Raw genomic sequence first — 25,236 nt, 5'->3', positions numbered from 1 at the left:
GGCCTCTTCCAGCCAGCACGCGCCGCAAGTTCTCTCCGCGTCGCCGTTAGATCGGCGCTTTGGATCGGAGAAGCCAATTAGTGGGCGCTCCGTTGTCGCAGACTTTATTGCTGCCCCAGCGCAATCAATCTGCCTCATCAACGATGAGCCGCCGACTTTTGCATATCGATCACCGGCTCACTTCCCGGGAGGACGTGTCGCAGACTTTATTGTCCGTGAACAGTTGGGCCTCTTTGCGCCTCTGACGTTCTGTCAACAGATGAATATGCGTTCTGAAATTTTCAAAGAGAAGGTGACCCGGGCGTTACGCATCCTTGAGCGAACAGGGATGGACAGAGGCACTTATCTTCCGCCCATGTATCCAACGTATTGGAAGTTGGGGATTCGGATTCCTCCGCCGCATTTCATGAGCTTCGGCGGTGTCACGCTTGTCAATGGGCTCCCCCTTGGCCTGTGTGTGCTTGGGCTGTGCATGATGGATCACGAGACATGGACGACGTCGCCGCTTGCCGTGCTTCTTGCAAGTGCGGCCACAACGCTGGTCTGGGGAGCGGCGGTCGCCACCTATTACCGAGCGGGAAGGCTGCGTCATCGGCTTCCGTCGTGGAGCAGCGTCTAAACAGCTTGCAACGGTGCAGCCCCAACTCGAGGACATACGCTGGCTGACCTACGCAAGACCGACGAACACCGCCGAGAAGATGTCCTTTCGATCTCTATATCACTCGCTGCTGGAATACGAAGGTCAGGCTGCCTTCGATGACCTCTTGCGCCCTTGGTTAGATAACAACCTCCCAGAAATCGAGCTGCTGCGATCTCTGGGTGCCCGCACAGGCACTCCGATTCCCAAGATGTCCAGCGAAGAACTCTGGCATCTCTATGCGGCCCATCGTGTGCTCGAACTGCTCGCGCTTCGATTCCAGACGGGGTCTGCCGATGGCAGCGAGTGGCCGGGGCCAGCGGTCACCGAGGACGAATTCCACCGGTTCGCACAATGCATCGGATTGGACATCGTTCACTCCGAACGATGGTCGCCCTTCCATCACGAGATCGTCGGACTGACGCCCATTGCCGATCCCGCTCGACCGGCTCGAATCCTGAAGTACCACTGGCCCTGCCTGATGCTCGGCCCGATGCTTTTCATGCGTGCCGGGGTCACGGTGTCCGCTGGCTCGGCGCACATGGCCCCGGGGATAGCGGACCAATCAACGCTGTATTGGGCACACCGCAGAAAGACGCGCCCGCATCAAGACCTGGCCCATGGCTGGGGAAGCAACTCGTCTTGGCGAACGGACTTTCGGCGGGACTATCTCCTAGACGGAATGTTCCATTTCAACGTGGACGGCGACATCGATCTGTCCAAACTTCCACCGGGTGATGTGGACGACGGGGGACTGAGCGCGCAGGAGCGCCGTGAGTTGGTCGTCAACCGATGTTTCGTGGTCTGCACGAAGGACCATGCCGACCTGTTCCCGTATGACGACCGCTGCTCAGTCAGAACCGACTAGACCTCAAGGCAGCGCCTCCGAAATACGCACCGGCATGTCCCGGCCCGCCAGCGCAAGTCCTGCCCCCCAGGTATCTGACTTGCCAGACCGTTGTCGGTTTCCACTCCGACAAGGTCCCCAGGGCCGCCACCCTGCCGATGCACCGCTTGTTGACCAGACTGGCCGCGATGGCCATGGGCGCGGCGATCGCCCATTCCGTGGCTGCCGCCACCGCCACCCGACCGGCCGCCTGTTCCTGGGATACGCCGGGGCACGACAGCTTCATGGGCGACGTGCCCGCGGCGGTCGATCGCTATACGGACATCCCGCCCGCAGTGCGCGAGCGGCTCAAGGCCCGGATGCGCGCGCACGAGTACGACGACGTGGTCGAGATCTCGCGCGATCGCATCGTGGGCCGCGCCGATTACGAGCCCGACATCCGCGGCATGCATTTCGGCGAGGGCCGCGTGTGCGGCACCGTCAGCCGCGCCGGTTGGAGCGAGGGTCAGCGTGAACGCGCGCTCGTCTACTGCGAGGGCTCGGCTTGCGTGATGGTTCCGACGGTGTGTCGCAATGTCAGCCGCATCGAGCGGGCGCCGGGCAGCGGTGGCGGTGGCGCCAGGCCGCCGGGTGATGAAGAACTGGTCTTCGATCCACCCGGTGCCGGTGTGCCCGCGCCAGTGCCTGGGGACTCGCCAGCGCCGCTGTCGACCTTGCCGCCGTCCCCGCTGACCGGCGTGCCGGCGACGCCGCCGGGCTCGTTCGTGAGCCCGCCGCGGGTATCCATCGGTCCGCCGCCAACGGGCTCACCGCCGACAGCGATTCCCCCGCCGCCGCTCTTCGTGCTGCCGCCGGCCGTGACGGAGCTGCCACCCACCGTCGCGCCGCCGTTGGCGGTCCCGCCCGTGGTGCCGGTGCCGGAGCCATCGACATCGGCCATGGTCGTCGCGGGTCTTGGTCTGCTCATCGCGTCGCTCAGGCGCTCATGCAGGGCGCGGTCGCGTTGCCGAGCTCCGCGCGGCGTCGACGAGCGCGTCGGACTACGTAAGATGCCGACCGCGCACGACGTCCTGTCGCGCCCCATTCGGTGTTGAGCGCTGCGTTGAACGCCGATTCCCCGCACGGAGCACACATGCAGGCACTCGATCAGGGGCCCTTCTTCCATGGCACCAAAGCCGACCTCCGGTCCGGCGATCTGCTCAAGCCAGGCTTCACGTCCAACTACAAGCCGAGCCTGGTGATGAACCACATCTACTTCACGGCGATCGCCAAAGGCGCCGGACTCGCCGCCGAGATCGCCAAGGGGAACGGCCGACCGCGGGTCTACATCGTCGAGCCGCTCGGCGACTTCGAGAACGATCCGAACGTGACGGACAAGAAGTTCCCCGGCAATCCGACGCGCTCGTATCGGAGCACGCACGCCCTGAAGGTCGTGGGCGAGCTGGAGGACTGGGAGAAGTACGACACCGAGTTCATCGAGACCCTTCGCGCTCGCGTTGAAGCCGGCATGGGCGAGATCATCAACTGAATGGCCGCGCGCTCGCCGGCGTGGCCGCGAGCGCGATGAGCCCGTGACCGAAGCGCGCCTAGGCGCGGGAGGGCGGACTGGTGGGTTCCGCGGCGTCGGCTGGCAGTCGCGCGAGTTGTGCCTGAGCCAGGCGGTGATAGATCGGCACGCTGATCCAGCGCGACACCAGACTCGCCAGCAAGGCGGCGGCCATCAGGCTCAGCACCATGGAGTGGCCGTCGACCATCTCCATCACGATGATGAAGGCGGTGACCGGCGCCTGGGTCACGGCGGCGAGAAACGCCGTCATGCCGATGGCGATCAATGCGGCGGCGCCTTCGGTGGTGGCGGTGAGTTGAGCGATGTCGCTGCCGATGCCGGCGCCAATGGCCAGTGACGGCGCGAAGATGCCCCCCGGCACCCCCGACCAGACCGCCAACCAGGTGGCCACGATCCGCAAGGTCACGTAGAGCACCGGCAGGTCGAGATGCCCTTCGACCAGCCCGCGGGTGTACTCATAGCCGCTGCCGTCAGTGGCGCCTTGGCTCACCAGACCCAGCAGCGCGATTGCCAGCCCGCAGGCGAAGGCGAAGCGCACCGGGAACCGGGCGCGCCATCGGCTGAATCGATCGTTGCCGCCAAGCAGGCTGCGCTGCAGCAAGCGCGAGAACACGCCGCCCGCCAGGCCACAGCCGATCGCGGTCAGCAAACCCGGAAGCAGATGAGACCAGGTCAGATGGTCCACCCGGAGGCGGCCAAAGTAACTCGCATTGCCGAAGACCGAGACCGCCATCAGGCCCGACAGCACGATGGCCGCGATGATGAGGCCGCTGCTGCGCTGTTCGAGCTTGCGCGTCAGTTCTTCGATCGCGAACATCACGCCAGCCAGCGGGGCATTGAAGGCGGCCGCTATCCCCGCAGCCCCACCGGCCACCAGAAGGCCGTCATGGTTCAGCGCGGAGCGTCGCGGCAGCCACCGCTGCGCGTGTTGCATCACGCCCGCGGCAATCTGCACCGAAGGGCCTTCCCGGCCAATCGCCAGGCCGCCGAGCAAGCCGCCAGAGACGAGCAGGAGCTTGGCGATGCTCAGGCGCAGCGACACGAAGAGTCCCCGCTGACTCGCCGGCACGCGGGTCGACAGTGCGGCCATCACCTGAGGGATGCCCGAGCCGGCGGCGCCCGGCGCAAAGCGGCGGGTCACCCAGACGAGCGCCGCCGTGCAACAAGGCGTCCAGATCAATGGTGCCCAAGGCGACCAGCTGCGCATCGCGGCGAACGCCGAGATGGCCTGGTCGCTGACCCACGTGAACAGCACCACCGCCAGGCCCGCAGCGATGGCGAAGGCGAGCACCACGGCGCGGGACAGCCACTGGCGCCAGTCGGAGAGATCCTCCCGTACGGCCGAGATGAAATCCGGCTCGTGATGCTCGTGGGACAGCGGGCGCGCATCATGCTGGCCTTCCAATGGCTTCGGCTCGGGTCCGGGCGAGGAAGAAGGGCGTGTCGGTTCGTCGGCCATCGGGCGAGTATCTCGCGCGTCCCGTTGACGCCTGCCAGTCGGCCATCGGCGGATCGAAAGATCGGCCTCTGCCTCTCGCGGGACATTGATTGGTCTGATCCGAGAGACCGTTTCCCTGCTCGGTCTGGACATGAGAGCTGAGCGCCGGCGGGTTCGCGACCGGCAAGTGCCTAAAGCCAGCGTGCGCTCCCAGCCTGCAGCTTCGGTGGCATCGAACGGCGAAGGCGGACACCAGCGCCACAATGCGCTGATGAATCAAGAAGAGATGTCTTCACCGATCCCAGGGATCTACAGAGCATTCGGCGATTTCCGTCAGCCGAGCCGGTACATCGTTGATGACCTTTACGAGCCGGAGCGGATTGAATATGAGGAGATGCTTGGCGGGAGGCCCCGTGAAGCCATCGAAGCGGTGGATTTCGGCTTGGTCTCCTGGGGGCCACTGGGCTTCCTCGTGCCTGAGGCCGCCGCATACCTGCTGCCGAGATTGATGGAACTCGCCGAGGTCGGCAGCAGGGATAGATCCGGAGATCTGTTTCTGATGCGCTTCATCAACTACATCTCTCTCGGTCCTTCGTCGGAGGAGTTCTCATTGCTCGGCAGTCAACAACGCCTTGCGGTCGCAGAGTACCTTGACCATGTCGCTCTGCACCACATGGCGGTCGTGCAAGAGGAGTGCTGGGACGACGTTCTGAAAAAGGCCATTCAGTTGTGGTCGTGCGGATAGAGATCGGCGCCATCGTTAATGGGGTCGTCCGTACCGCATCAAGATTGCGGATCAGTCCTTGCAGCAGAACATCGTCCTCCGCATGGAAGATCTCCGGACAGCCTGCTAGCTCATTTCATTCGAATTCTGCTGGCTCGAGAGTGGCTGGCTTTGTCCCCAACCAGCCATCCTATTTCCGCTCGATGAAGTGGACGAAGAACGAGGGAGGAGCCACGCCAAGGAGGCGAGGGCGGGAGCCACTGCGAGCGCGCGTGCCCCAAGATTCCCCCTCGCAAACATCGTCCGAAAATCGGTGAGGCCGGACAGCATCCCGGGCAGTTCTCCTGCGAGGCCGCCAAGTTGGGTCAGCATAGGAATCCAGCCCCCGGTCGCGAGAGACCTCGTAGCACCGAAGTACCCCGCCAAACCTCCGGCAGCCCACCTTCTCGCGGTCAAGCCGCTCGACGTGGAGGGGGCCGTTTCCTCCCCTTGCCCCTTGTCGCCATCGTTCAGCTGAACTGGCTGTCCGCAGAGGGCCTTCAACGTTCGGCGCTGAGCCATCAGCCGCGGGCTGCTCGCGAGCACATCCGCAAGACCCTGATCCGCCGAGCCGACACGCCTCAGTTGCACATGGGCGGCCGGACGGTGATTGCGCTGTTCACCTCGCGTGAACTCATCTGAATGCGGACGAACGCTATCCATGGCGGTAGCTCCTGCTCCGGAGGGTTGTCCAGTGGCTGAGCGTCGGAACTACGACGGCTTCGTCTTGGCCATTGCGTCTGGATCCAATGCCCAAGCGCACTGTCCTGCCGAGCGTGGCCGCTGACCATCGGTGATCTGCGGAGACCTCACTTCCGGAATACGGAGTCGGAGAGGGCCGTCGGGGCGACGCCGCGGTTCACTCGCGCCGCAGTTCCCGCTCCAGCCAGCACGCCGCTCCCAGCACGCCCAGATCGCCGTGGTCGATCAGGTGGACCGGCACGCGCTCGAGGAACGGCGCCAGCACGCCCTTGTTGAGGAAGCGCTTCTTGAAATCGCTCTGCTGCAGGAAGGACTCGATCCGCGGAAGGATGCCGCCCGCGAGCAGGATCCCGCCGTGCGCGCCGTAGAGCGCCGCCAGATCCGCAGCGAAGCTGCCCAGCAGGGCGCAGAAGGTGCTCAGCGCCTCGATCGCGGCCTCCGAGCGCTGCTCCAGCGCCGCGCCCGTCACCGCCGCCGGCGTGTCCAGCACCGGTGACTCCCCGCGCAGCGTCGAGATGGCCCGGTACAGCTTGAGCAGCCCCGGCCCGGACAGCGCGTTCTCCACCGGCACGTGGTCGCGGTCGCCCGCGAGCAGGCGCAGGATGTCGATCTCGCGCGCGGTGCCCGGCGCGAGCGACACATGCGCCGCCTCCGTTGGCAGCACCTGCGGCCCCGCGCTGCCCGGCAGCACCGCGGCGCAGCCCAGGCCCGTGCCCGGCCCCATGACGACGATCGTGCCGGAGGCCAGCCCCCCCGCGCTGCCGTCGCCCGTCATCAGCGGCCGCATGTCCCACGGCTTGACGTAGGGCACCGCGTGCGCCAGCGCCTCGAAGTCGTTGATCACGGTGAGCCGCTCGATGCCCAGCCGCTGCCGCAGCGCGGAGATCGACACCGGCCACGGCAGGTTGCGGTTCACGACCTGGTCCTCCTGCACGTAGCCGGCGCAGGCCAGCACGCAGGCCTGGATCGACACCTCGGCTCCCCAGGGCGTATCGGCCAGCCGGGCGACGAAGTCCGCCAGCAGCTCCCCCAGCCCCGGCCATTGCGCGCAGGCGAAGACCTCGCCGTGCAGCAGTTCCACCGGGCTGTCGCCGGACGCGGCCTGCACGGTGCGGCCCAGCCCGACGCGCGCGTGGGTGCCCCCCACGTCGGCCGCGAGAAAGAAGACGTCAGGGCCGGACGCGCCGGGTTCGAACGAGGGCAGGGAAGAGCGCATTCGAAAGAGTTTCAAGTGCAAATGACACTGTTGTCAATCAATGTCTGCATTGGACAGATTGAGCCGTCCAGGCTCGGTGTTTTCCCTCGTCGATCAACGCTTGAATCTCAGCGGGAATCGACTTTCCCCTGTGGTGGAGGCATGTTTAGCGGAAGTGCGCAATTGAGACAGTGCCGGGACTCGATTGACAACAGTGTCATCAAGAAAGATAAACAAGTCTGCTCACCTCGGAGGCCTGCATGTCCATCGCCGGAACCGTTTCCCCGCCCGCCCATCGAGCGCCGCTCGGTCCGGTGGCGATCATTGGCCTGCTGTTCTTCATCATGGGCTTCTTCACCTGGATTAACGGACCGTTGATCGCCTTCGTGAAGCTGGCCTTCGATCTGGACGACGTGAACGCCTTCCTCGTGCCGATGGCGTTCTACCTGTCCTACTTCTTCCTGGCGCTGCCGTCGGCGGCGGTGTTCAGGCGCACCGGCATGAAGCGCGGCATGGCCATCGGCCTGCTGGTCATCGCCGCGGGCGCGGTGGTCTTCGGCCAGTTCGTGTCGATGCGCCTGTATCCCGGCGCGCTGACCGGGCTGTTCGTGATCGGCGCGGGCCTGTCGCTGCTGCAGACGGCGGCCAATCCCTACATCAGCATCGTCGGCCCGATCGAGAGCGCCGCCCAGCGCATCGCCTGGATGGGCATCTGCAACAAGGTGGCCGGCATCCTCGCGCCGCTGCTGCTGGGCGCGGTGGTGCTGTCCGACGTCGGCGGCCTGGCGGAGAGCCTCAAGACGGCCGACGCCACCACGCGCGACATCCTGCTGAACACCTTCGCGCAGAAGATCCACACGCCCTACATGATCATGGCCGGCGTGCTGGCCGTCCTCGCCGTGGGCATCCTGCGCTCGCCGCTGCCGGACATCCGCGCGGCCGAGGCCAACCGCGGCGAGGCCGCCACCACCGGCGCCAGGCGCGGCGTGTTCGCCTTCCCGCACCTGTGGCTGGGCGTGCTGTGCCTGTTCGTCTACGTCGGCGTGGAAGTGATGGCCGGCGACGCGATCGGCACCTACGGCGCGGGCTTCAACCTGCCGGCCGACCAGACCAAGTTCTTCACCTCGTTCACGCTGGTGGCGATGCTGCTGGGCTACGTGGCCGGCCTGGTGCTGATCCCGAAGTACATCTCGCAGCAGCGCTACCTGGCGGTGTCCGCGTCGCTGGGCGTCGTGCTCTCGCTGTGCGCGTGGACCACGCAGGGCTATGTGTCGGTGGCCTTCGTCGCCGCGCTGGGATTCGCCAACGCCATGATGTGGCCCGCCATCTTCCCGCTCGCGATCCGCGCGCTGGGCGAGGCCACCGAGCGCGGCGCCGCGCTGCTGATCATGGGCATCGCCGGCGGCGCGATCATTCCGCAGGCCTTCGCGGTGCTCAAGCAGCACTACGACTTCCAGTTCGTGTTCCTGGCCCTGATGGCGCCCTGCTATCTGTACATCCTCTACTACGGCCTGGCCGGCTATCGCGTCGGCCTGCGCGAGGGGGAGGCCGAATGAAGCCGTCTCCCAAGACCAAGACCGCCGCGACCCCGCCGGCCAAGGCCGTCAAGGCAACCCGGACCGCCAAGGCGCCCCGGCCCGGCAAGGCCGCCGAGATCACCGAAGCCGCCGACCCCGCGCCCGAGACCATCGACGCCGGCGGCGAGCCCCGGGCTGTCGCGCCGGCGCGCGCCTCGATCCGCGACGTGGCCGAGGCCGCGGGCGTGTCGCTCAAGACCGTGTCCCGCGTGATCAACGAGGACGCGGCCGTGCGTCCCGAGATGCGCGAGCGCGTGCGCCAGGCCATCGCCGCGCTGAACTACCAGTCTGATCCGCTGGCGCGCAGCCTGCGCGGCACGCATTCCTTCGCCCTGGGCCTGGTCTACAGCAACCCGAACGCGCATTACCTGGTCAGCCTGCAGAACGGCGTGCTGTCCGCCTGCCGCGAGCAGGGCTACGGCCTGCAGATCCATCCCTGCAGCACGCCGGCCCATGGCTCCATCGAGGAGCTGCTGGCCCTGGTGCGGCGCTCTCGCCTGGCCGGCCTGGTGCTGGCGCCGCCGATGTCGGAGCAGCGCGATCTGGTCCAGGCGCTGGCGGCGCACGGCGTGGCGGTGATCCGCATCGTCTCGGCCGGCGACGACCCGCGCGACATGCAGGACTGCGTGCGCGTGGACGACCGCCGCGCCGCCCATGCCGTCACCGAGCACCTCATCCAGCTGGGCCACAGCCGCATCAGCTTCCTCTGGGGCGAGGGCTACTACGAGTCCAGCGTCCAGCGTTATGCCGGCTACATGGACGCGATGCGCGACTACGGCGTCGAGGTCGATCCGCAGCTGGTGCTGGAAGGCGAGTTCAACTTCAACTCCGGCTTCCGCCGCGCCCGCAAGCTGCTGGCGATGAGCGCGCCGCCGACGGCCGTGTTCGGCAGCAACGACGAGATCGCGGCCGGCGTGCTGGCCGCGGCCCGCTCGGTCGGCTTCGACGTGCCGAGCGACCTGGCCATCGCCGGCTTCGAGGACAGCCCCTTCTCGCAGCTCACCTGGCCGCCGCTGACCACCGCGCGGCAGGACACGGTCGAGATCGGCCGCCGCGCCGCGCTGCGCCTGATCGAGCGCGTGCGCCACGCCCAGTCCGGCCGGCCGCTGGACCTGGGCGCCGAGCAGTTCACGCCCGAGCTCGTGGTGCGGGGCTCCGCCGCGCCGCCGCGCCGCCGCTGAGGCCGCCATGAAGCTCCTCACGCTCCTTCGCGCGATGTCGGTCCAATCGGTCCGCCTGGTCCGCTTGGCCCGCCTGGCCTGTCGGGCCCGCTTGACCCGGCTCGCCCCGCTGGCCCCGCTGGCCCTGCTGGCGAGCCTCGCGCTGCCGCTGGCCATGCTGCCGGCGCTGGCCGAAGCCGCCACGCGCATCGACGTCAACGACGGCTGGCAGTTCCGCACCGATCCGAAGGACGAGGGCGTGACCGCCGGCTGGACCGGCGCCGTGCCGGCGAACACGCGCAGCGTGGCCGTGCCGCACACCTGGAATGCCGATTCCGAGCCGGACGTCGACTTCGAGGGCACCGGCTGGTACTTCCGCCGGCTCGACCTGACGCTGCCGCTCGCGCCGGATGCGCATGTCGAGCTGAACTTCGGCGCCGCGTTCTATCGCAGCCGCGTCTGGCTCAACGGCGTGGAGGTCGGTCAGCACGAGGGCGGCCACACGGCCCATGCCTTTGACATCACCGGGCTGCTGCGGCGCGGCCAGTCGAATCTGCTGGTGGTCGCCGTGGACAACCGGCCGACCGCGAGCAGCATTCCCGGCCACGCGATGCGCCTGGCGGGCAGCGGCAGCGTCTGGTACGACTGGTGGCATTTCGGCGGCCTGGTGCGCGACGTGTGGCTGAGCGTCGGCGATGGCGCGCTGGTGCGCCGTCAGACACTGCGCGCCACGCTGAGCGGGGCCCTGGCCGGCCGCGCCATCGGCGAGGCGCCCGCCCAGGTCGATGCCCGCGTCGAACTGGAGAACGCGAGCCCGCGCGCGCGCCGCCTGCAGGTGGTCACCACCGCCTTCGCGCCGGACGGCGCGACCGCGGCCTCCGCGCGCCAGCCGCTGCAACTGCCGGCCGGAGGCAAGGGCAGCGCGGACCTGCGCCTGGCCATCGCGCGGCCCCGGCTGTGGAACATCGGCGACGGCCAGCTCTACCGCGTGGTCACCGAGCTGCGGGACGAGCAAGGCCAGGTGCTGGACACGCGCACCGACACGCTGGGCCTGCGCCGCATCGAGCTGCGCGACCGCAAGCTCTGGGTCAACGATCGTCCGGTGCGGCTGACCGGCCTGACGCGCCACGAGGACACGCCCTGGGAAGGCCTGGCCGAGACCCGCGGCAGCATCCTGCATGACTGGGACGACCTGCGCGCGCTGCACACGACGCTGACGCGGCCGGTGCACTATCCGCAGCCGCCCGCGGTGCTCGACTACGCCGATCGCCACGGCATCCTGCTGGTGCCGGAAATCCCGGTGTGGCAGTTCAGCGAGGCCCAGCTGAAGGACCCGCGCGTGCAGGCCCTGGCCGAGCGCATGCTGGGCGAGATGATCGCCGCGGACGGCAACCACGCCAGCATCTTCGCGTGGAGCGTCTGCAACGAGAGCGACACGCGCCTGCCCGGCGGCCTGGACTACGTGCGGCGCATGAAGGCGGCGGTCCGCCGGCTCGATCCCGCGCGCTTCTTCACCTTCGCGGACTCCGACGTGAGCATCGCGCCCTGGCGCGACAACGCTGCGCTGCACGAGGCTGACTTCCTCATGGCCAACGCCTACTTCGGCAGCTGGAGCGGCGCCGCCGAGCAGGTCGAGCCCTGGCTGGACTTCATCCAGAAGACCTATCCGGAGAAGGCGCTGGTCATCTCCGAGTACGGCTTCGTCGGCCCCTTCGCGCCGAACGCCGCCGAGGCCGACCGCCAGCGCATCGCCAACCTGCGCCAGCAGCTCGATGCCTTCGCCCGGCGCGACTTCGTCGCGGGCGCGATCTTCTGGATCTACCAGGACTACAAGTCGCATCGCAACCTGGCCGCCGGCGAGACCGCCGGCTACGTGGACCACGGCGTGGTCGACGAGCATCGTCAGCGCAAGCCCTCGTATGCCGCCTACCAGCAGCGCAACGCGCCGCTGACGGCCCGCCTGGGCTGGGCGTGGGAAGGCGAGGGGCTGTCGGGCTTCCAGGCCGTGCTGCAGGCCAATGGCGCGGCGCAGCTGCCTTCCTATCCGCTGCTGGGCTACCGGGCCGAGTGGCGCATGACGGACCGCGACGGCCGGCTGATCGGGCAGGGCGCGCAAGGCCTGCCGGACCTCGCCGCCCCGTTCACGCTGCAAGGCCGGTGGCCGGCGGAGAAGGGCCTGCCGGCCGCGACGCTGCGACTGCGCGTGCTCGCGCCCGATGGCGCGCTCGCGCTCGAGAGCCGGCTGGAGCAGGCCGCGCTGCGCCTGGGCGCCGCGCCGTTCCCCGCCGAGGTCAAGCCTGCCCCCGCCAGCCGCGCCCCCGCTCCCATCCCCGATGCCGCCGCGCCGGTGGATCGCTGAACTCCCACAGGAAGTCCTCGCCGTATGTCCACCTTCCGCCACCGCTGCCTGAGCGCCATGACCGTCGCGAGCGTCCTGACCACGATGGCCGCCTTCGGGCCGGCCTGCGTGCACGCGCAGACGGCCACGGTGGCGCCGGCCGCCGACCCGACCGCGCCCACCGCGGCCACGCGCTCGCCGGCCGAGATCGACGCCATCTGGCGCCAGTCGGTCAGCAAGTTCGATGGCGAGCGCGCCCGCGTGCTGCGCCAGGTGCAGGCCGGTGTCGCGGCCGGCCCCTTCCGCGCGGACTGGACCTCGCTGCAGGGCTACAAGACGCCGCAGTGGTACGCGGACGCGAAGTTCGGCATCTTCGTGCACTGGGGCGTGTTCTCGCTGCCGGCCTTCGGCAACGAGTGGTACTCGCGGGAGATGTACCAGGCGGGCAGCAAGCCCCATGAGCACCACCTGGCGACCTACGGCTCGCCGGCCGTCTTCGGCTACAAGGACCTGATCGCCCGCTTCAAGGCCGAGCGCTTCGACCCCAAGGCCTGGGCGCGGCTGTTCGCGCAAGCCGGCGCCCGCTACGTGGTGCCGGTGGCGGAGCACCACGACGGCTTCGCGATGTACCGCTCGCGCCTGAGCGACTGGACGGCCGCCACCATGGGCCCCAAGCGCGACGTGCTGGGCGAACTGGCCCAGGCCATCCGTGCCGAAGGCATGCGCTTCGGCACCTCGTCGCACCGCGCCGAGCACGACTGGTTCTTCGACGGCGGCCGCCGCATCGCCTCCGACGTCAACGATCCGCGCTATGCCGCGCTCTATGGCCCGGCGCAGCTGCGCGAACTGCATGGCAAGGACGACGGCGACCTGCCGCATGACTGGACCTATGTGTCCCAGGCCTGGCTGGACGACTGGCTCGCCCGTACCGCCGAACTGGTCGACACCTACAAGCCGGACCTGATGTATTTCGACTGGTGGATCGGCCACGCGAGCATGCGGGCGCACACGATGCCCAGCTTCGCCGCGTACTACTACAACCAGGGCGCGCGCCGCGGCGAGGCCACCGTCATCGACTTCAAGCTCGACGCCTTCCCGCAGGGCGCCGGCACCTACGACGTCGAGCGCGGCCAGATGGTCGGCATCCAGCCGCAGACCTGGCAGACCGACACGTCCATCAGCAACGCCTCCTGGGGCTACATCGACGGCGACACCTACAAGCCGGCGGGCCAACTGCTGCATCAGCTGATCGACGTGGTGTCCAAGAACGGCAACCTGCTGCTCAACATCGGCCCGCGCGGCGACGGCAGCATCCCCGAGCCGGCGCGCGACATCCTGCTGGAGATGGGCGACTGGCTCAAGCTCAATGGCGAAGCCATCTACGGCAGCCGGCCCTGGACCCGCTTCGGCGAAGGCCCCACGGAAGTGGTCGGCGGCACCTTCCAGGACCGCAACGCCAAGCCCTACACGCCCGAGGATTTCCGCTTCACCACGCAAGGCCCGGTGCTCTACGCCATCGGCCTTGGCTGGCCGGCCGCGCGCGACGACGGACGGCAGGAGCTGCTGATCCGCTCGCTGGCGCCGAGCGCGCTGGCGGCGCCCGTCAAGCGCGTCACGCTGCTCGCGGACCGCAGCGACATCCCCTTCACGCAAGACGCCGCGGGCCTGCACCTGCGCGTGCCCAAGGACCCCGTGGGCCGTCATGCCTACGTCTTCAAGATCGAGTCGCGCTGAGCAGCGCCTGCCCGCGACACCCCTGTACATCCAACCACCGATCCCTCCATGTCTGATTCCCCCTTCCTCCGGTGCCTGCGGCTGTGTGCCGCGCCCTTGCTGCTGCTCCTGGCGGGCCTCGCGCAGCAGGCCCTGGCCGCGCCGCGCGCGCTCTTCTACATGATGGAGACCCAGAAGTCGGTCAACGCCTTCGTCGCCCACGCCGACAAGGTCGACTTGTTGGTGCCGACCTGGTACGGCGTCGACGCGGCCGGCCTGGTCAACGGCGCGCCCAATCCCTTCGTGCTGTCGCTCGCGAAGAGCAAGGGCGTGCCGGTGATGCCCATCGTGTCGATGACGACCACCCGCGAGGGCTTCCACAAGCTGCTGCACGACGAGCAGGCACAGGCCCGCATGAACGCGTCGCTGCTGCGCGCCGCCAAGGAGCACGGCTTCATCGGCTTCCAGTACGACTTCGAGAACATCGCCTGGACCGATCGCGACGCCTTCACGCGCATGGCCAAGGGCACCGCTGATGCGCTGCACAAGGCGGGCCTGCAGCTGAGCGTCGCCGTCGTGCCCAACGCGCCAGGCGCGTCGGGCCGCGGTCCCTTCTCCAAGTGGATGTGGGAGTTCTGGCGCGGCGCCTACGACCTGGAGGCGCTGGGCAAGGTCACCGACCTGGTGTCGCTGATGACCTATGACCAGCACACCCGCTGGACCGCGCCCGGCCCGGTGGACGGCTATCCCTGGATGAAGGAGCACCTGGACTACGCGCTCAAGGTGGTGCCCAAGCACAAGCTCTCGCTGGGCATCGCGCTGTACGGCTACCGCTGGTCGACCGGCAACCCGGTGCGCGAGGACGGCAAGGAGGCGCCCAACATCGTCGGCGACTACATCGATGCCGACGAGTCCATCCCGCTGGCCGCCACCTACGGCGCCACCATCCGCTGGGACGAGGTCGATCGCACCTCCTACTACTGGTTCGAGCGCGACCAGATGCGCGAATGGGTGTTCATGCCCGACGCGCGCGGCTTCCGCGAGCGCTATGCGCTGGTCAAGGCCGCGGGCATCGACGGCTTCAGCGCCTGGGTGATCGGCGCGGAAGACCCGGCCGTCTGGGACGAACTGCCGCTGTCGCGGCGCTGAGGACCCGGTCGATGCGAACCCGCCGTCCCGCCAACGCGACCGTGCCGCGCACGCCGCCGCTGTCGTCCGCGCCGCGCCTGCTGCGTGCGCTGCGGCTGGTGCTCGCGCTGGCCGCAGTCGGTGCCGCGCATGCCGGCACCGAAGCGCCCGCCGCGTCCTTGCCGATGCCCGCGGAGGTGCTGCCGCTGGTGCCGCTGCCAGCGCAGCTCACGCGCGGCGAGGGCGTCCTGCGCCTGGCGCCGGGCGCGGTCATCGCGGTGCCGGCGGGCGACCGCGGAGCGCGCCGCGCGGCGAGCTTCCTCGCGGCCATGGCTTGGCGCGACCACCACCTGCGCCTGCAGGTGCGGGAGGGTTCCAGCGGCGCGATCGTGCTGCGCCGTGACGCCCGCATCGACGCCGATCCGAAGGGCGCCTACGAGCTGGCGGTGACGCCCGCGGGCGTCACGCTGCAAGCGCGCGACGATGCCGGTCTCCTGTATGCGGGCGTGAGCCTGTGGCAGCTGTTCGATGCCAACGCCAACGCCAACGCCAACGCCGATGACGCGCGCGCCGGCGTCGACGTGCCGGTGCTGCGCATCGTCGACCAGCCGCGTTTCGGCTGGCGCGGCCTGATGCTGGACGTCGTGCGCCACTTCGCGCCGCTGGACGAGCTCAAGGCCCTGGTCGATCAGATGGCACTGCACAAGCTCAACGTGCTGCACCTGCACCTGAGCGACGACCAGGGCTGGCGCCTGGAGATCAAGCGCTATCCCGACCTGACCCGCATCGGCGGCTGGCGCACGCCGCCCGGCGGCGAGCCGGCCCGCTATGGCGGCTTCTACACGCAGGCGCAGATGCGCGAGCTGGTGGCCTATGCCGCCGAGCGCCAGATCACCGTCGTGCCGGAGCTGGACATGCCCGGACACGCGCAGGCCGCGGTCGCCGCGTATCCGCGCCTGGGCGTAGACATCGGCGACGGACCGGGCCGCCACCCGCGGCCCGCCGTGGCGGTCGACTACGGCGTGAACCCCTATCTCTACAACGCCGATGAATCCACCCTGCGCTTCATCGAACAGGTGATGGACGAGGTGATGGCGGTGTTCCCGTCGCCCTTCATCCACGTCGGCGGCGACGAGGCGATCAAGGACCAGTGGAAGGCTTCGCCGAGCGTGCAGGCCCGCATCCACGCGCTGGGCCTGGCCAACGAGGAAGCGCTGCAGAGCTGGTTCATCGGCCGCATCGGGCGCTACCTGGACAGCCGCGGCCGCCGGCTGATCGGCTGGGACGAGATCCTGGAAGGCGGCCTGCCCGCGGGCGCGTCCGTCATGTCCTGGCGCGGCACCGAGGGCGCCGTCGCGGCCGCCAACCTGGGCCACGACGTGGTGCTGGCGCCGGCGGGCTCGCTCTACCTCGACAACCTGCAGAGCGCGCGCGACGACGAGCCGGAAGGGCGCCTGGCCCAGTTGCCCATCGAGAAGGTCCATGCCTTCGAGGCCATGCCCGCTGGCCTGGACGCCGACCGCGCCCGGCACGTGCTGGGCCTGGAGGCCGCGCTGTGGACCGAGTACATGCCGTCGCGCCGGCACCGCGAGCACGCGATCTTCCCCCGTCTGGCCGCCGTGGCGGAGGTGGCCTGGTCGCCGGCCGCGCTGCGCGACTGGCGCGGCTTCGTGCCGCGTCTGGCGCTGCAGCGGGCACGCTATCTGCGCCAGGGCGTGAACGCCGCCGACAGCGCCTTCGCGGTGCAGTTCGACATCGACGGCGGCGCGGCCGCGATGCTCGCCGCCGGCCAGGCGCCGGTGCGGCTGGGCAATCAACTTGGCTACGGGCAGATCCGCTACACGCTGGACGGCTCCGACCCGGGCCCCGCGTCGCCGGGCCTGGGCGCCGATGGTCAGCCGCTGATCGTCACGCTGCCCGCGCGCGTGCGCGCGACCGCCTTCGATGCCGCGGGCCGACCGCTCGCCGCCGTGCGCGAGCAGCGCTTCGATACCGCGACGTTGCTGACCCGCGCCAGCAACCAGCTGCAGGCCTGCCCGTCCGGCGAGATGGGCCTGCGCGTGCCGCTGCGGACCGAGGCGACCGATTGGGCCCCCGTCTTCAACGTCAATCTGCTCGATGCCTGCTGGATCTATCCGCGCGCGCGCCTGGACGGCGTGCAGGGCATCGCGGTCGATGCCGGCCGGCTGGCCCGCAACTACGGTCTGGCGCAGGACGCGGTCAAGGTCGTCCAGCACCCGGCGCGCACGCCGGCGGGCGAGCTCGAGGTGCGGCAGGGCGATTGCACCGGGCCGCTGCTCGCGTCGCTGCCGCTGCCTGCCGGCAGCGCGCCGCAGGCCTTCACGCTGAAGGCGCCGCTGCCACCGCTGACCGGCGTGCAGGACCTGTGCCTGCGCTTCACCGCGCCCATCCATGGCCCGCTGTACGCGATCGACGCGGCGCGCCTGCTGGCCGCCGAGCCCGCCCGGCCCTGATCGAGGACGCCCCAAGATGCCTCCCATCCCCTTCCTCACCGGCTGCCGCCGCGCACTGCGCGGACTGGGCGTGGCCGCGCTGCTGGGCAGCGCGGCGCCCTGGGCGCTGGCGCAGCTGCACACGCAGCCGCTGAACAGCGGCTGGCAGTTCCGCCTCGCGGATCCCGAGGCCGCCAAGGCGCACCCCGAGGCCGCGGACTGGCGCGGCGCCACCGTGCCCGGCACGGTGCAGACGGACCTGCTGGACGCGCGCCTGATCCCCGATCCCTTCCACGGCGAGAACGAAGCCCGGCTGCAATGGATCGGCCTGTCGGACTGGGAGTACCGGCTGGCCTTCGACGTCGATGCCGCGACGCTGTCGCGCGAGCAGGTGGAGCTGGTCTTCGACGGCCTGGACACCTTCGCGCAGGTCAGCCTCAACGGGCAGGCTTTGGCCGCCACGGACAACATGTTCCGCCGCTGGCGTCTGCCGGCCAAGGCGCTGCTCAAGCCGGGCCGCAACACGCTGCTGGTGCGGCTGCAATCGCCGATCAGGAAGATGCAGCCCTGGCTGCTGAAGCAGCCCTACGCGCTGCCGGGCGCCTATGACTCGCAGTTCGGCGACGAGCCCAAGGGCGTGGCCACCGCGACCTACGTCCGCAAGGCGCAGTACCAGTACGGCTGGGATTGGGGCCCGCGTTTCGTGACGCTGGGCATCTGGCAGCCGGTGCGTCTGGAGAGCTGGGATCACCTGCGCATCGAGGACTTCCACGTGCGCCAGCCGCGCGTGGATGAAGGCGTGGCGCAGCTCGCGGCCGAGCTGGAGGTGCAGGCCGGCCGCCGCGGGAGCGCCCGGCTGCAGGTCGAGGTGACGCCGCCCGAGGGCGTGTCCTTCACGCTGACCCGCGACGTGGTGCTGGACCCCGGCCGCAACGCGCTCAGCCTGCCGGTGCGCATCGAGCGGCCCCGGCGCTGGTTCCCGGCCGGCTATGGCGAGCAGCCGATGTACCGCTTCCGCGCCAGCCTGACGCAGGACGGCGTCGAGCTGGCCCATGCCGAGCGCCGCACCGGCCTGCGCAGCGTCGAGCTGCGGCGCGAGAAGGACGCCTGGGGCCGGAGCTTCGCCTTCGTCATCAACGGCATTCCCGTGTTCGCCAAGGGCGCGAACATGATCCCGCTGGACAGCTTCCCCAACCGCGTCACGCGCGAGCGCCAGCGGGCGCTGCTGCTCAGCGCCAGGCGCGCCAACATGAACATGCTGCGCCTGTGGGGCGGCGGCTATTACGAGAGCGACGCGTTCTACGAAGAGGCCGATGCGCTGGGTCTGCTGATCTGGCAGGACTTCATGTTCGGCGGCGCCATCCTGCCGGCCGACACCGCCTTCCAGGAGAACGTCCGCCAGGAAGCCATCGAGCAGGTGCGCCGGCTGCGCGACCACCCGAGCATCGTGCTCTGGTGCGGCGGCAACGAGGTGCAGGCCGACTGGGAGACCTGGGACGCCACGCTGGCCTTCAAGAACAAGCTGTCCCCCGACGAGCGCGAGCGCCTGTGGAGCGCCAACCTCAAGCTCTTCGGCGACGTGCTGCGCGGCGTCGTGCAGCGCGAGGCGCCCGAGGTGCCCTACTGGGCCACCTCACCGGGCGTCGACCTGGAGGGGCCGTCCGGCCAGATGGACGATGGCGACGTGCATTTCTGGCGCGTGTGGGGCGGCTCCGCGCCGGTCGAGACCTTCCTCGACACCACGCCGCGCTTCATGTCGGAGTACGGCCTGCAGTCCTACCCCGAGATGCGCACCATCGCCCGCTTCGCCGGTCCGCAGGACCTGCGGCTGGACTCGCCGGTGATGCGCGCGCATCAGAAATTCGGCGTGGCCGCGGGACCCGACGTGGGCAACGATCGCCTGCTCTTCTACATCCGCAAAGGCTATGGCGAGCCCAAGGACTTCGCGTCCTTCGTCTACCTCAGCCAGGTCATGCAGGCCGAGGGCATCGAGCTGGCGGCCAGCCATCTGCGCAGCCGGCGCCCGCGGTCCATGGGCTCGCTCTACTGGCAGCTCAACGACGTGTGGCCGGGGGCGTCCTGGTCCAGCGTGGATGTCTCCGGCCGCTGGAAGGCGCTGCAGTTCCACGCGCGCCGCTTCTACGCGGACACGACGGTGACGGCGCTGCGCCGCGCCGACGGGACCGAGATCGCGGTGGTGTCCGACAGGACCCAGCCCCAGGACGCCGAGCTGCGCCTGCGCGTGTCGGACCTGGACGGCCGCGTGCTGCGCTCCGAGCGCACGACCGTGACCGCGCGGCCGCTGGCCGTCACGCCGGTCTGGCACCGCGCCGATGCCGAACTGCTGCAAGGCGCGGATCCGGCGCGCACCGTGGCCGAGGTCGAGCTGCTGGTGCAGGGCCGCGCGGTGGCCCGCCAGACCGTGTACTTCGTGCCCGCCCGCGAGCTGAAGCTGGCCGATCCGGGCTTCCAGACGCGCCTGGAGCGGGATCCCGCCGGCGGTCCCGACGCGTGGCGGCTCGCGATCAAGACCCAGTCCTTCGCCCGCGCGGTGTGGATCGATTTCGGACCGCTGGAGGTCGAGCTGGCGGACAACGCGCTCGACATCCGCGCCGGCGAGGAAGTGCTGATTCCGTTGCGCGCCACGGCCTCGCCGGGCGACTTGCAGGCCCACCTGAATCTTCGTTCCCTGGCGGATTCGACAGTCCGCTGAATGGACCGCGGCGGCGCACGGCTGTGCCACCGCGGGACCGACGCCAGGGAACAGATCGTCCGCCCAAAAAGCGGATCGACCTCGATGTGCAGTAGCTAATTTGAAACCCAGGGACAAGAGCAATTCCAAGACGCGGTATCGACCGCCCCTCCATTCACGGCCCTCACCAAGAAGACTGCGACCATGAAACCGAATCGACTCCTCCTGAAATCCACCCTGGTCACCGCCATCGCCGCGATCTACGGACCGGCCGCGTTCGCGCAGGCGGCGCCGCCGCCGAGCCCCGCCGCCTCCGCCCCGGACGCCGCGCCGGACGCCTCGCGCGATGCCAAGGCCAAGGCGCTCGACACGGTCAACGTGACCGGCTACCGCGCCAGCCTGCAGCGCGCGATGAACATCAAGCGCAACGCGGACTCCATCGTCGACGCGATCAGCGCCGAGGACATCGGCAAGTTCCCCGACACCAATGCGGCGGAATCGCTCGCCCACCTGCCCGGCGTGGCGGTGGACCGGCTGTACGGCGAAGGCGAGAAGGTCAGCATCAACGGCACCGACCCGGCGCTCAACCGCGTGCTGGTGAATGGCCAGACCATCGCTTCGGGCGACTGGGGCGGCAACCCCAGCGACACCAGCGGCCGCACCTTCAACTACACGCTGCTGTCGCCCGAGATCATCGGGACGATGGAGGTCTACAAGTCGCCCGAGGCCCGCATCGACGAGGGCAGCATCGGCGGCACCGTGATCATCCACACCCGCAAGCCGCTGGACCTGCCGGCCAACACGCTGCGCGGCTCGCTGGGCTACAGCTACAACGACCGCTCCAAGGACGGCAATCCGCGCGGCTCGGTGCTGTACAGCTGGAAGAACGAGAGCAACGACTTCGGCGCGCTGATCGCCGCCTCGCATGACAAGCAGACGCTGTCGCAGGCCGGCATCGAGTTCTTCGGCTACACCACCGGCAACGGCATCAGCCCGACGGCGCAGATCTCCGGCAGCGGCGATCCGCAGACCGCGCGCATGCCGGTGGCCATCGACAGCGATTTCTTCCAGCAGACGCGCCAGCGCGACAGTCTGCAGGGCGCGCTGCAATGGAAGCCCGATACCCGCAACGAGTTCAACCTGACCGGCATCTATGTCCACGGCCAGTACAACAACTACAGCGAGGCGCGTTATGCCTGCCCCGGCTGCGGCGACATCGACAAGATCACCAAGGCCACGGTCAACAACGGCCTGATCACCGCGGCGACCGTGACGGCCGGCGCCGGCAATGGCAACCAGCCCTATGCCGAGCTGGACGCGAACTACCGCGAGTCCACCGTCGTCACCAAGAGCCTGAACCTGCAGCACGAGTACAAGGCCGACGACTGGAAGCTTTCCAGCCAGGTCGGCTACACCTCGGCTTCCGGCGGCAAGTCGCCGGAATACCTGATGAAGTATTTGCTGAAGTCGGGCGGCTACTCCTTCAACTACGGTCCCAAGCAGGCCGGCATCGTCTACGACGACGGCAGCCGTTCCAACTGGGGCCTGCCGGGCGCGCCGGCGGGGTCCGCGCCGGGTGCGCAGATCGACGGCAAGTACCAGGCCGGCGGCATCTACTACGCCGAGAGCAGCGACCGCGAACGCTATGGCCAGGTCGACCTGTCCCACAAGCTGGACCTGGGGCCCATCAACGAAGTGATGGTCGGCGCCAAGTTCATCAAGCACGACAACGGTGTCAACGCGCGCGGCAATCGCATCAACACCACCAGCGACATCACGCTGGACCAGTTCGGCAACTCGAATGCGCCGTCCGGGCTGTACGACGGCCTGGACGTCAGCGGCGACATCCGCAACTGGCCCACCGCCGATCTGGGACAGGTCAAGAGCTATCTGCTGAATCAGCCGCAAGGGCCGTTCAACATCGACTACGGCTCGACCTTCAGCGTGCGCGAGACCACGTCGAATCTCTACACCCAGTTCAACTACGACGTCGGTGGCCTGCGCGGCAACTTCGGCCTGCGCTACGTGCACACCAAGGACGATTCGAACTACTACCTCTCCAACGACGGCGGCACGACCTACGCGCCGACCACGACGGACACCAGCTACAACAAGCTGCTGCCCAGCTTCAACGCCGCCTACGACCTGGATTCGAGCAAGGTGCTGCGCTTCTCGGTCGCGAAGGTGCTGGCGCGGCCGCGCTACTCGGACCTCGCGGGCGCGACCAACCTGGACCTGGTCAAGGGTACCGGCAGCGGCGGCAATCCCGGCCTGAAGCCCTACGAGTCGACCAACTTCGACCTGGCCGGCGAGTGGTATTTCGCGCCGCAGAGCATGGTGGGCGCCGAGTTCTTCTACCGCGACGTCAGCAACTACGTCGTGAACGTGACGAACGACCGCGTCATCGACAACCGGACCTTCTCGATCAGCTCGCCGGTGAACGCCAGCTCGGCCAAGGTCAAGGGCCTGTCGCTGATGTACCAGCAGAACCTGGGCTACGGCTTCGGCCTGCAGGGCAACTACACCTATGCCAAGGCCGACACCGGCGAAGGCCTGAATCTGCCCTACCTGTCGAAGAACACGGTCAACATCATTCCGTACTTCGAATACGCGGGCTTCACCGCGCGCCTGGTCTACAGCTGGCGCTCGCAGTACTTCACGCAGATCGGCCGCCTGAACTCGCAGGACTTCACCGACCAGTACAAGCAGCTGGACCTGTCGGCCTCGTACGAGATCACGAAGAAGATCGGCATCAGCCTGAGCGCGACCAACCTGCTGGACCAGACCTACTACCAGTTCAGCGGCAACAAGGACGCGCCCACCGGCTTCTACAAGAACGGCCGGACCATCATGCTGGGCATGAACTTCAAGCTCTGAGCGTGACGTGACCGGGGCCGGCCGGCTCGCGCGAGCCGGCCGGCCCTTTCCTGTGACCGTGATGGATCCCGAGATGTACCGATCGTTGATCAAGAGGCTGCCGGCGCTTGGCGTGGCGCTGGGCATGGCCACGATGGCGGCGCCCTGGACGGCCGCATGCGCCGCGGACTCGTTCTCGGCGACGACCCCGTCGCCGCAGCAGGTGGCCTGGCAGAACCGCGGCTTCGGCGTGCTGGTGCACTTCGGCACCAACACCTTCCTGGACCGCGAATGGGGCGACGGCAAGGCGCCGGCCGCCGTGTTCAATCCCGACCGCGTCGATCCCGGCCAGTGGGCCCGCGCGGCCAAGTCGGCGGGCGCCAATTACCTGGTGCTGGTGGCCAAGCACCACGACGGCTTCGCGCTGTGGCCGACGCAGCAGAGCGATTACTCGGTCAAGTCCAGCCCGTGGCTGAACGGCCAGGGCGACCTGGTCCGCATGACCGCGGAGGCGGTGAAGCGCGAAGGCATGGGCATGGGCGTCTATCTGTCGCCCTGGGACCGGCACGAGCCCCGCTACGCCGATTCCAAGGCCTATGACGTCTTCTACGCCGGCCAGCTGGTCGAGCTGGCCTCGGGCTACGGCCCGCTGGTCGAGTGGTGGCTGGACGGCGCGGGCAGCGACGGGCATGTCTACGACTTCGAGCACTACGTGGCGAAGCTGCGCACCTATCAGCCCAATGCCATGGTGTTCGCCGACACCGCGCTGTTCGAGTACGGCGACATCCGCTGGGTCGGCAACGAGGTCGGCGTCATCGAGGGCGAGAACTGGAACGTCATCGACCGCCACGGCCAGCTGCGCTGGCGACCGGTGGAGGTCGACACGCCGCTGCACAAGGACTTCTGGTTCTGGAACTCGAAGCCGGAATTCGCCGCGTCGCTGAAGACGGTGGACGAGCTGATGCGCAACTACGAGGACAGCGTGGGCCGCGGCGGTCAGCTGGTGCTGGGCATCGCGCCCGACCGGCACGGCCTGCTGCCCGACGCGGACGTGACGCGCCTGGCCGAGTTCGGACAGGCCCTGGAGCGGCGCTACGGGAACGCCGCCAATGTGGCGGCGACGCACGTCAAGACCGATGCGCGCGCGCAGGCCGCGCTGGACAACGACGACGACACCTTCTGGACCGTCACCGAGGCCAACCGCGGCGTGCTGGAGGTGGACCTCGGCAAGACGGTGACGATCGACCGCGCGCTGACCATGGAGCGCCTGGAGGACGGCCAGCATGTGCGCGGCTACCGGATCGAGGCCTGGGACGGGGGCCGCTGGGTCACGCTGGCGCAGGCGCAGGCGGTCGGGCACATGAAGATCGACCGCTTCGCGCCGGTGAACGCGCGCCGCGTGCGGCTGCGCATCACCAACAGCGTCGGCGTCGCTGCCATCCGCGAGTTCAAACTGTTCGCCGCTCCATGACCGGCGCGCCCCTGTTCATCGAGGTCATCGCCTTGACGGCCCGGGACGCCTGCGAGGCCGAGGCCGCCGGCGCGGACCGCATCGAGCTGGTGTCCGACATGGCGCAGGGCGGGCTCACGCCCAGCGCGCAGGTGGTGGACGAGGTGGTGCGGCAGTGCCGTCTGCCGGTGATGGTCATGGTGCGGCCCCACGCCCGGTCCTTCTGCTACGACGAGGCCGACATGCGCCAGGTGCGCGAGGGCGTGGCGATGGTGCGCGACGCCGGCGCGCATGGCCTGGTCTTCGGCGCATTGACGGCCGATGGCGACATCGACCGCGCGGCCCTGGACCAGGTGCTGCGATGGGCCGATGGCCTGCCGCTGACCTTCCATCGTGCCTTCGACGAGGCGCGCGATCCGGTCCGCGCCTTCAGCGAGCTGAGCGCCTATCGCGGCGCGGTGACGCAATTGCTGAGCTCGGGGGGCGCGCCCATCGCGGAGGAGGGCGCCGAACTGCTCGCGCAACTCGTGACGCGCTGGCGTCTGGGCGAGGGCGTCGAGCCGCTGGTGGGCGCGGGCGTGCACGCGGGCAACCTGGCCGCGCTGCATCGCCGCATCGGCGCGCGGCAGTACCACGTGGGCAGCGGCGCGCGAGCGGGCGGCAGTTTCGCGTCCGGCATCGACGCCGCGCGCATCGCCGCGCTGCGGCAGGCGCTATGAC

The 25,236-nt window shown here is 69.0% G+C and carries 18 protein-coding genes; 16 read left to right on the top strand and 2 right to left on the bottom strand.

The window, feature by feature from the left end:
* Positions 1 to 259: 259 nt before the first annotated feature.
* The 4 genes from BM393_RS26425 to arr all read left to right on the top strand — a co-directional run bounded on the left by BM393_RS26425 (position 260) and on the right by arr (position 3,012).
* Entirely contained in the window at positions 260 to 619 is a 360-nt protein-coding gene (locus BM393_RS26425) for a DUF6404 family protein (protein WP_404932648.1), read from the top strand.
* Between the two features lie 13 nt (positions 620 to 632).
* Positions 633 to 1,505 carry a hypothetical protein gene (locus BM393_RS15015; protein WP_141225348.1) on the top strand — a complete coding sequence of 291 codons (873 nt, stop codon included), beginning with the start codon at positions 633 to 635 and terminating at the stop codon, positions 1,503 to 1,505.
* Positions 1,506 to 1,651: 146 nt separating this feature from the next.
* Positions 1,652 to 2,578 (top strand): MHFG family PEP-CTERM protein, encoded by a 927-nt coding sequence (locus BM393_RS15010; protein ID WP_141225347.1) that lies wholly within the window; start codon positions 1,652 to 1,654, stop codon positions 2,576 to 2,578.
* Positions 2,579 to 2,616: 38 nt separating this feature from the next.
* Entirely contained in the window at positions 2,617 to 3,012 is a 396-nt protein-coding gene (gene arr / locus BM393_RS15005) for an NAD(+)--rifampin ADP-ribosyltransferase (protein WP_091727691.1), read from the top strand.
* Between the two features lie 58 nt (positions 3,013 to 3,070).
* Here the strand turns inward: arr and BM393_RS15000 are convergent, their stop codons facing one another.
* Positions 3,071 to 4,510: a chloride channel protein gene (locus BM393_RS15000; protein ID WP_091727687.1), complete on the bottom strand. Its 1,440-nt coding sequence runs from the start codon at positions 4,508 to 4,510 to the stop codon at positions 3,071 to 3,073.
* A gap of 85 nt (positions 4,511 to 4,595) precedes the next feature.
* Between BM393_RS15000 and BM393_RS14995 the strand changes: the two genes are divergently transcribed.
* Positions 4,596 to 5,234: a hypothetical protein gene (locus BM393_RS14995; protein ID WP_141225346.1), complete on the top strand. Its 639-nt coding sequence runs from the start codon at positions 4,596 to 4,598 to the stop codon at positions 5,232 to 5,234.
* A gap of 468 nt (positions 5,235 to 5,702) precedes the next feature.
* A complete protein-coding gene (locus BM393_RS14990) occupies positions 5,703 to 5,894 on the top strand; it encodes a hypothetical protein (protein WP_091727678.1) in 192 nt (63 codons plus the stop codon).
* A gap of 217 nt (positions 5,895 to 6,111) precedes the next feature.
* Here the strand turns inward: BM393_RS14990 and BM393_RS14985 are convergent, their stop codons facing one another.
* Complete coding sequence (locus BM393_RS14985; protein ID WP_091727676.1) at positions 6,112 to 7,170, bottom strand: glucokinase; 1,059 nt, start codon at positions 7,168 to 7,170, stop codon at positions 6,112 to 6,114.
* Between the two features lie 239 nt (positions 7,171 to 7,409).
* Here BM393_RS14985 and BM393_RS14980 point away from each other — a divergent pair, with 239 nt between their 5' ends.
* The 10 genes from BM393_RS14980 (at position 7,410) to BM393_RS14935 (ending at position 25,235) form a co-directional block, all read left to right on the top strand.
* Positions 7,410 to 8,705 (top strand): sugar MFS transporter, encoded by a 1,296-nt coding sequence (locus BM393_RS14980; protein ID WP_091727673.1) that lies wholly within the window; start codon positions 7,410 to 7,412, stop codon positions 8,703 to 8,705.
* On the top strand, positions 8,702 to 9,907 hold the full coding sequence (locus BM393_RS14975) for a LacI family DNA-binding transcriptional regulator (RefSeq protein WP_175538352.1): 1,206 nt from the start codon (positions 8,702 to 8,704) through the stop codon (positions 9,905 to 9,907). The genes BM393_RS14980 and BM393_RS14975 overlap by 4 nt, the downstream gene beginning before the upstream one ends.
* A 7-nt stretch (positions 9,908 to 9,914) precedes the next feature.
* The gene (locus BM393_RS14970; RefSeq protein WP_141225345.1) at positions 9,915 to 12,245 is read left to right on the top strand and encodes a glycoside hydrolase family 2 protein; all 2,331 of its coding nucleotides are present in this window, start codon (positions 9,915 to 9,917) and stop codon (positions 12,243 to 12,245) included.
* A 24-nt stretch (positions 12,246 to 12,269) separates the two neighbouring features.
* On the top strand, positions 12,270 to 13,958 hold the full coding sequence (locus BM393_RS14965; RefSeq protein WP_091727667.1) for an alpha-L-fucosidase: 1,689 nt from the start codon (positions 12,270 to 12,272) through the stop codon (positions 13,956 to 13,958).
* A 48-nt stretch (positions 13,959 to 14,006) separates the two neighbouring features.
* A complete protein-coding gene (locus BM393_RS14960; RefSeq protein WP_091727665.1) occupies positions 14,007 to 15,086 on the top strand; it encodes a glycosyl hydrolase family 18 protein in 1,080 nt (359 codons plus the stop codon).
* Positions 15,087 to 15,097: 11 nt separating this feature from the next.
* Positions 15,098 to 17,539, top strand: coding sequence for a family 20 glycosylhydrolase (locus tag BM393_RS14955; RefSeq protein WP_091727663.1), 2,442 nt, complete (start codon positions 15,098 to 15,100; stop codon positions 17,537 to 17,539).
* Positions 17,540 to 17,555: 16 nt separating this feature from the next.
* Positions 17,556 to 20,231 (top strand): glycosyl hydrolase 2 galactose-binding domain-containing protein, encoded by a 2,676-nt coding sequence (locus BM393_RS14950; protein WP_091727660.1) that lies wholly within the window; start codon positions 17,556 to 17,558, stop codon positions 20,229 to 20,231.
* 183 nt (positions 20,232 to 20,414) lie between these two features.
* Positions 20,415 to 23,087, top strand: coding sequence for a TonB-dependent receptor (locus BM393_RS14945; RefSeq protein ID WP_091727657.1), 2,673 nt, complete (start codon positions 20,415 to 20,417; stop codon positions 23,085 to 23,087).
* A gap of 73 nt (positions 23,088 to 23,160) precedes the next feature.
* Positions 23,161 to 24,537 carry an alpha-L-fucosidase gene (locus BM393_RS14940; protein WP_091727654.1) on the top strand — a complete coding sequence of 459 codons (1,377 nt, stop codon included), beginning with the start codon at positions 23,161 to 23,163 and terminating at the stop codon, positions 24,535 to 24,537.
* Positions 24,534 to 25,235 (top strand): copper homeostasis protein CutC, encoded by a 702-nt coding sequence (locus tag BM393_RS14935; RefSeq protein WP_091727652.1) that lies wholly within the window; start codon positions 24,534 to 24,536, stop codon positions 25,233 to 25,235. The genes BM393_RS14940 and BM393_RS14935 overlap by 4 nt, the downstream gene beginning before the upstream one ends.
* The last annotated feature ends 1 nt before the right edge of the window (position 25,236 follow it).

Source organism: Mitsuaria sp. PDC51 (genome assembly GCF_900113225.1).
GTDB lineage: Bacteria > Pseudomonadota > Gammaproteobacteria > Burkholderiales > Burkholderiaceae_C > Roseateles.
This window is presented reverse-complemented; position numbering and strand designations above follow the sequence as displayed.

Bases quoted from the DNA above. Each gene is read 5' to 3' on its own strand.
- BM393_RS15000 (WP_091727687.1), bottom strand. From the start codon at position 4,510: ATGGCCGACGAACCGACACGCCCTTCTTCCTCGCCCGGACCCGAGCCG.
- BM393_RS14955 (WP_091727663.1), top strand. From the start codon at position 15,098: ATGCGAACCCGCCGTCCCGCCAACGCGACCGTGCCGCGCACGCCGCCG.
- BM393_RS14965 (WP_091727667.1), top strand. From the start codon at position 12,270: ATGTCCACCTTCCGCCACCGCTGCCTGAGCGCCATGACCGTCGCGAGC.
- BM393_RS14980 (WP_091727673.1), top strand. From the start codon at position 7,410: ATGTCCATCGCCGGAACCGTTTCCCCGCCCGCCCATCGAGCGCCGCTC.
- arr (WP_091727691.1), top strand. From the start codon at position 2,617: ATGCAGGCACTCGATCAGGGGCCCTTCTTCCATGGCACCAAAGCCGAC.
- BM393_RS26425 (WP_404932648.1), top strand. From the start codon at position 260: ATGAATATGCGTTCTGAAATTTTCAAAGAGAAGGTGACCCGGGCGTTA.
- BM393_RS14970 (WP_141225345.1), top strand. From the start codon at position 9,915: ATGAAGCTCCTCACGCTCCTTCGCGCGATGTCGGTCCAATCGGTCCGC.
- BM393_RS14950 (WP_091727660.1), top strand. From the start codon at position 17,556: ATGCCTCCCATCCCCTTCCTCACCGGCTGCCGCCGCGCACTGCGCGGA.
- BM393_RS14975 (WP_175538352.1), top strand. From the start codon at position 8,702: ATGAAGCCGTCTCCCAAGACCAAGACCGCCGCGACCCCGCCGGCCAAG.
- BM393_RS14935 (WP_091727652.1), top strand. From the start codon at position 24,534: ATGACCGGCGCGCCCCTGTTCATCGAGGTCATCGCCTTGACGGCCCGG.
- BM393_RS14945 (WP_091727657.1), top strand. From the start codon at position 20,415: ATGAAACCGAATCGACTCCTCCTGAAATCCACCCTGGTCACCGCCATC.
- BM393_RS14940 (WP_091727654.1), top strand. From the start codon at position 23,161: ATGTACCGATCGTTGATCAAGAGGCTGCCGGCGCTTGGCGTGGCGCTG.
- BM393_RS14960 (WP_091727665.1), top strand. From the start codon at position 14,007: ATGTCTGATTCCCCCTTCCTCCGGTGCCTGCGGCTGTGTGCCGCGCCC.
- BM393_RS14985 (WP_091727676.1), bottom strand. From the start codon at position 7,170: ATGCGCTCTTCCCTGCCCTCGTTCGAACCCGGCGCGTCCGGCCCTGAC.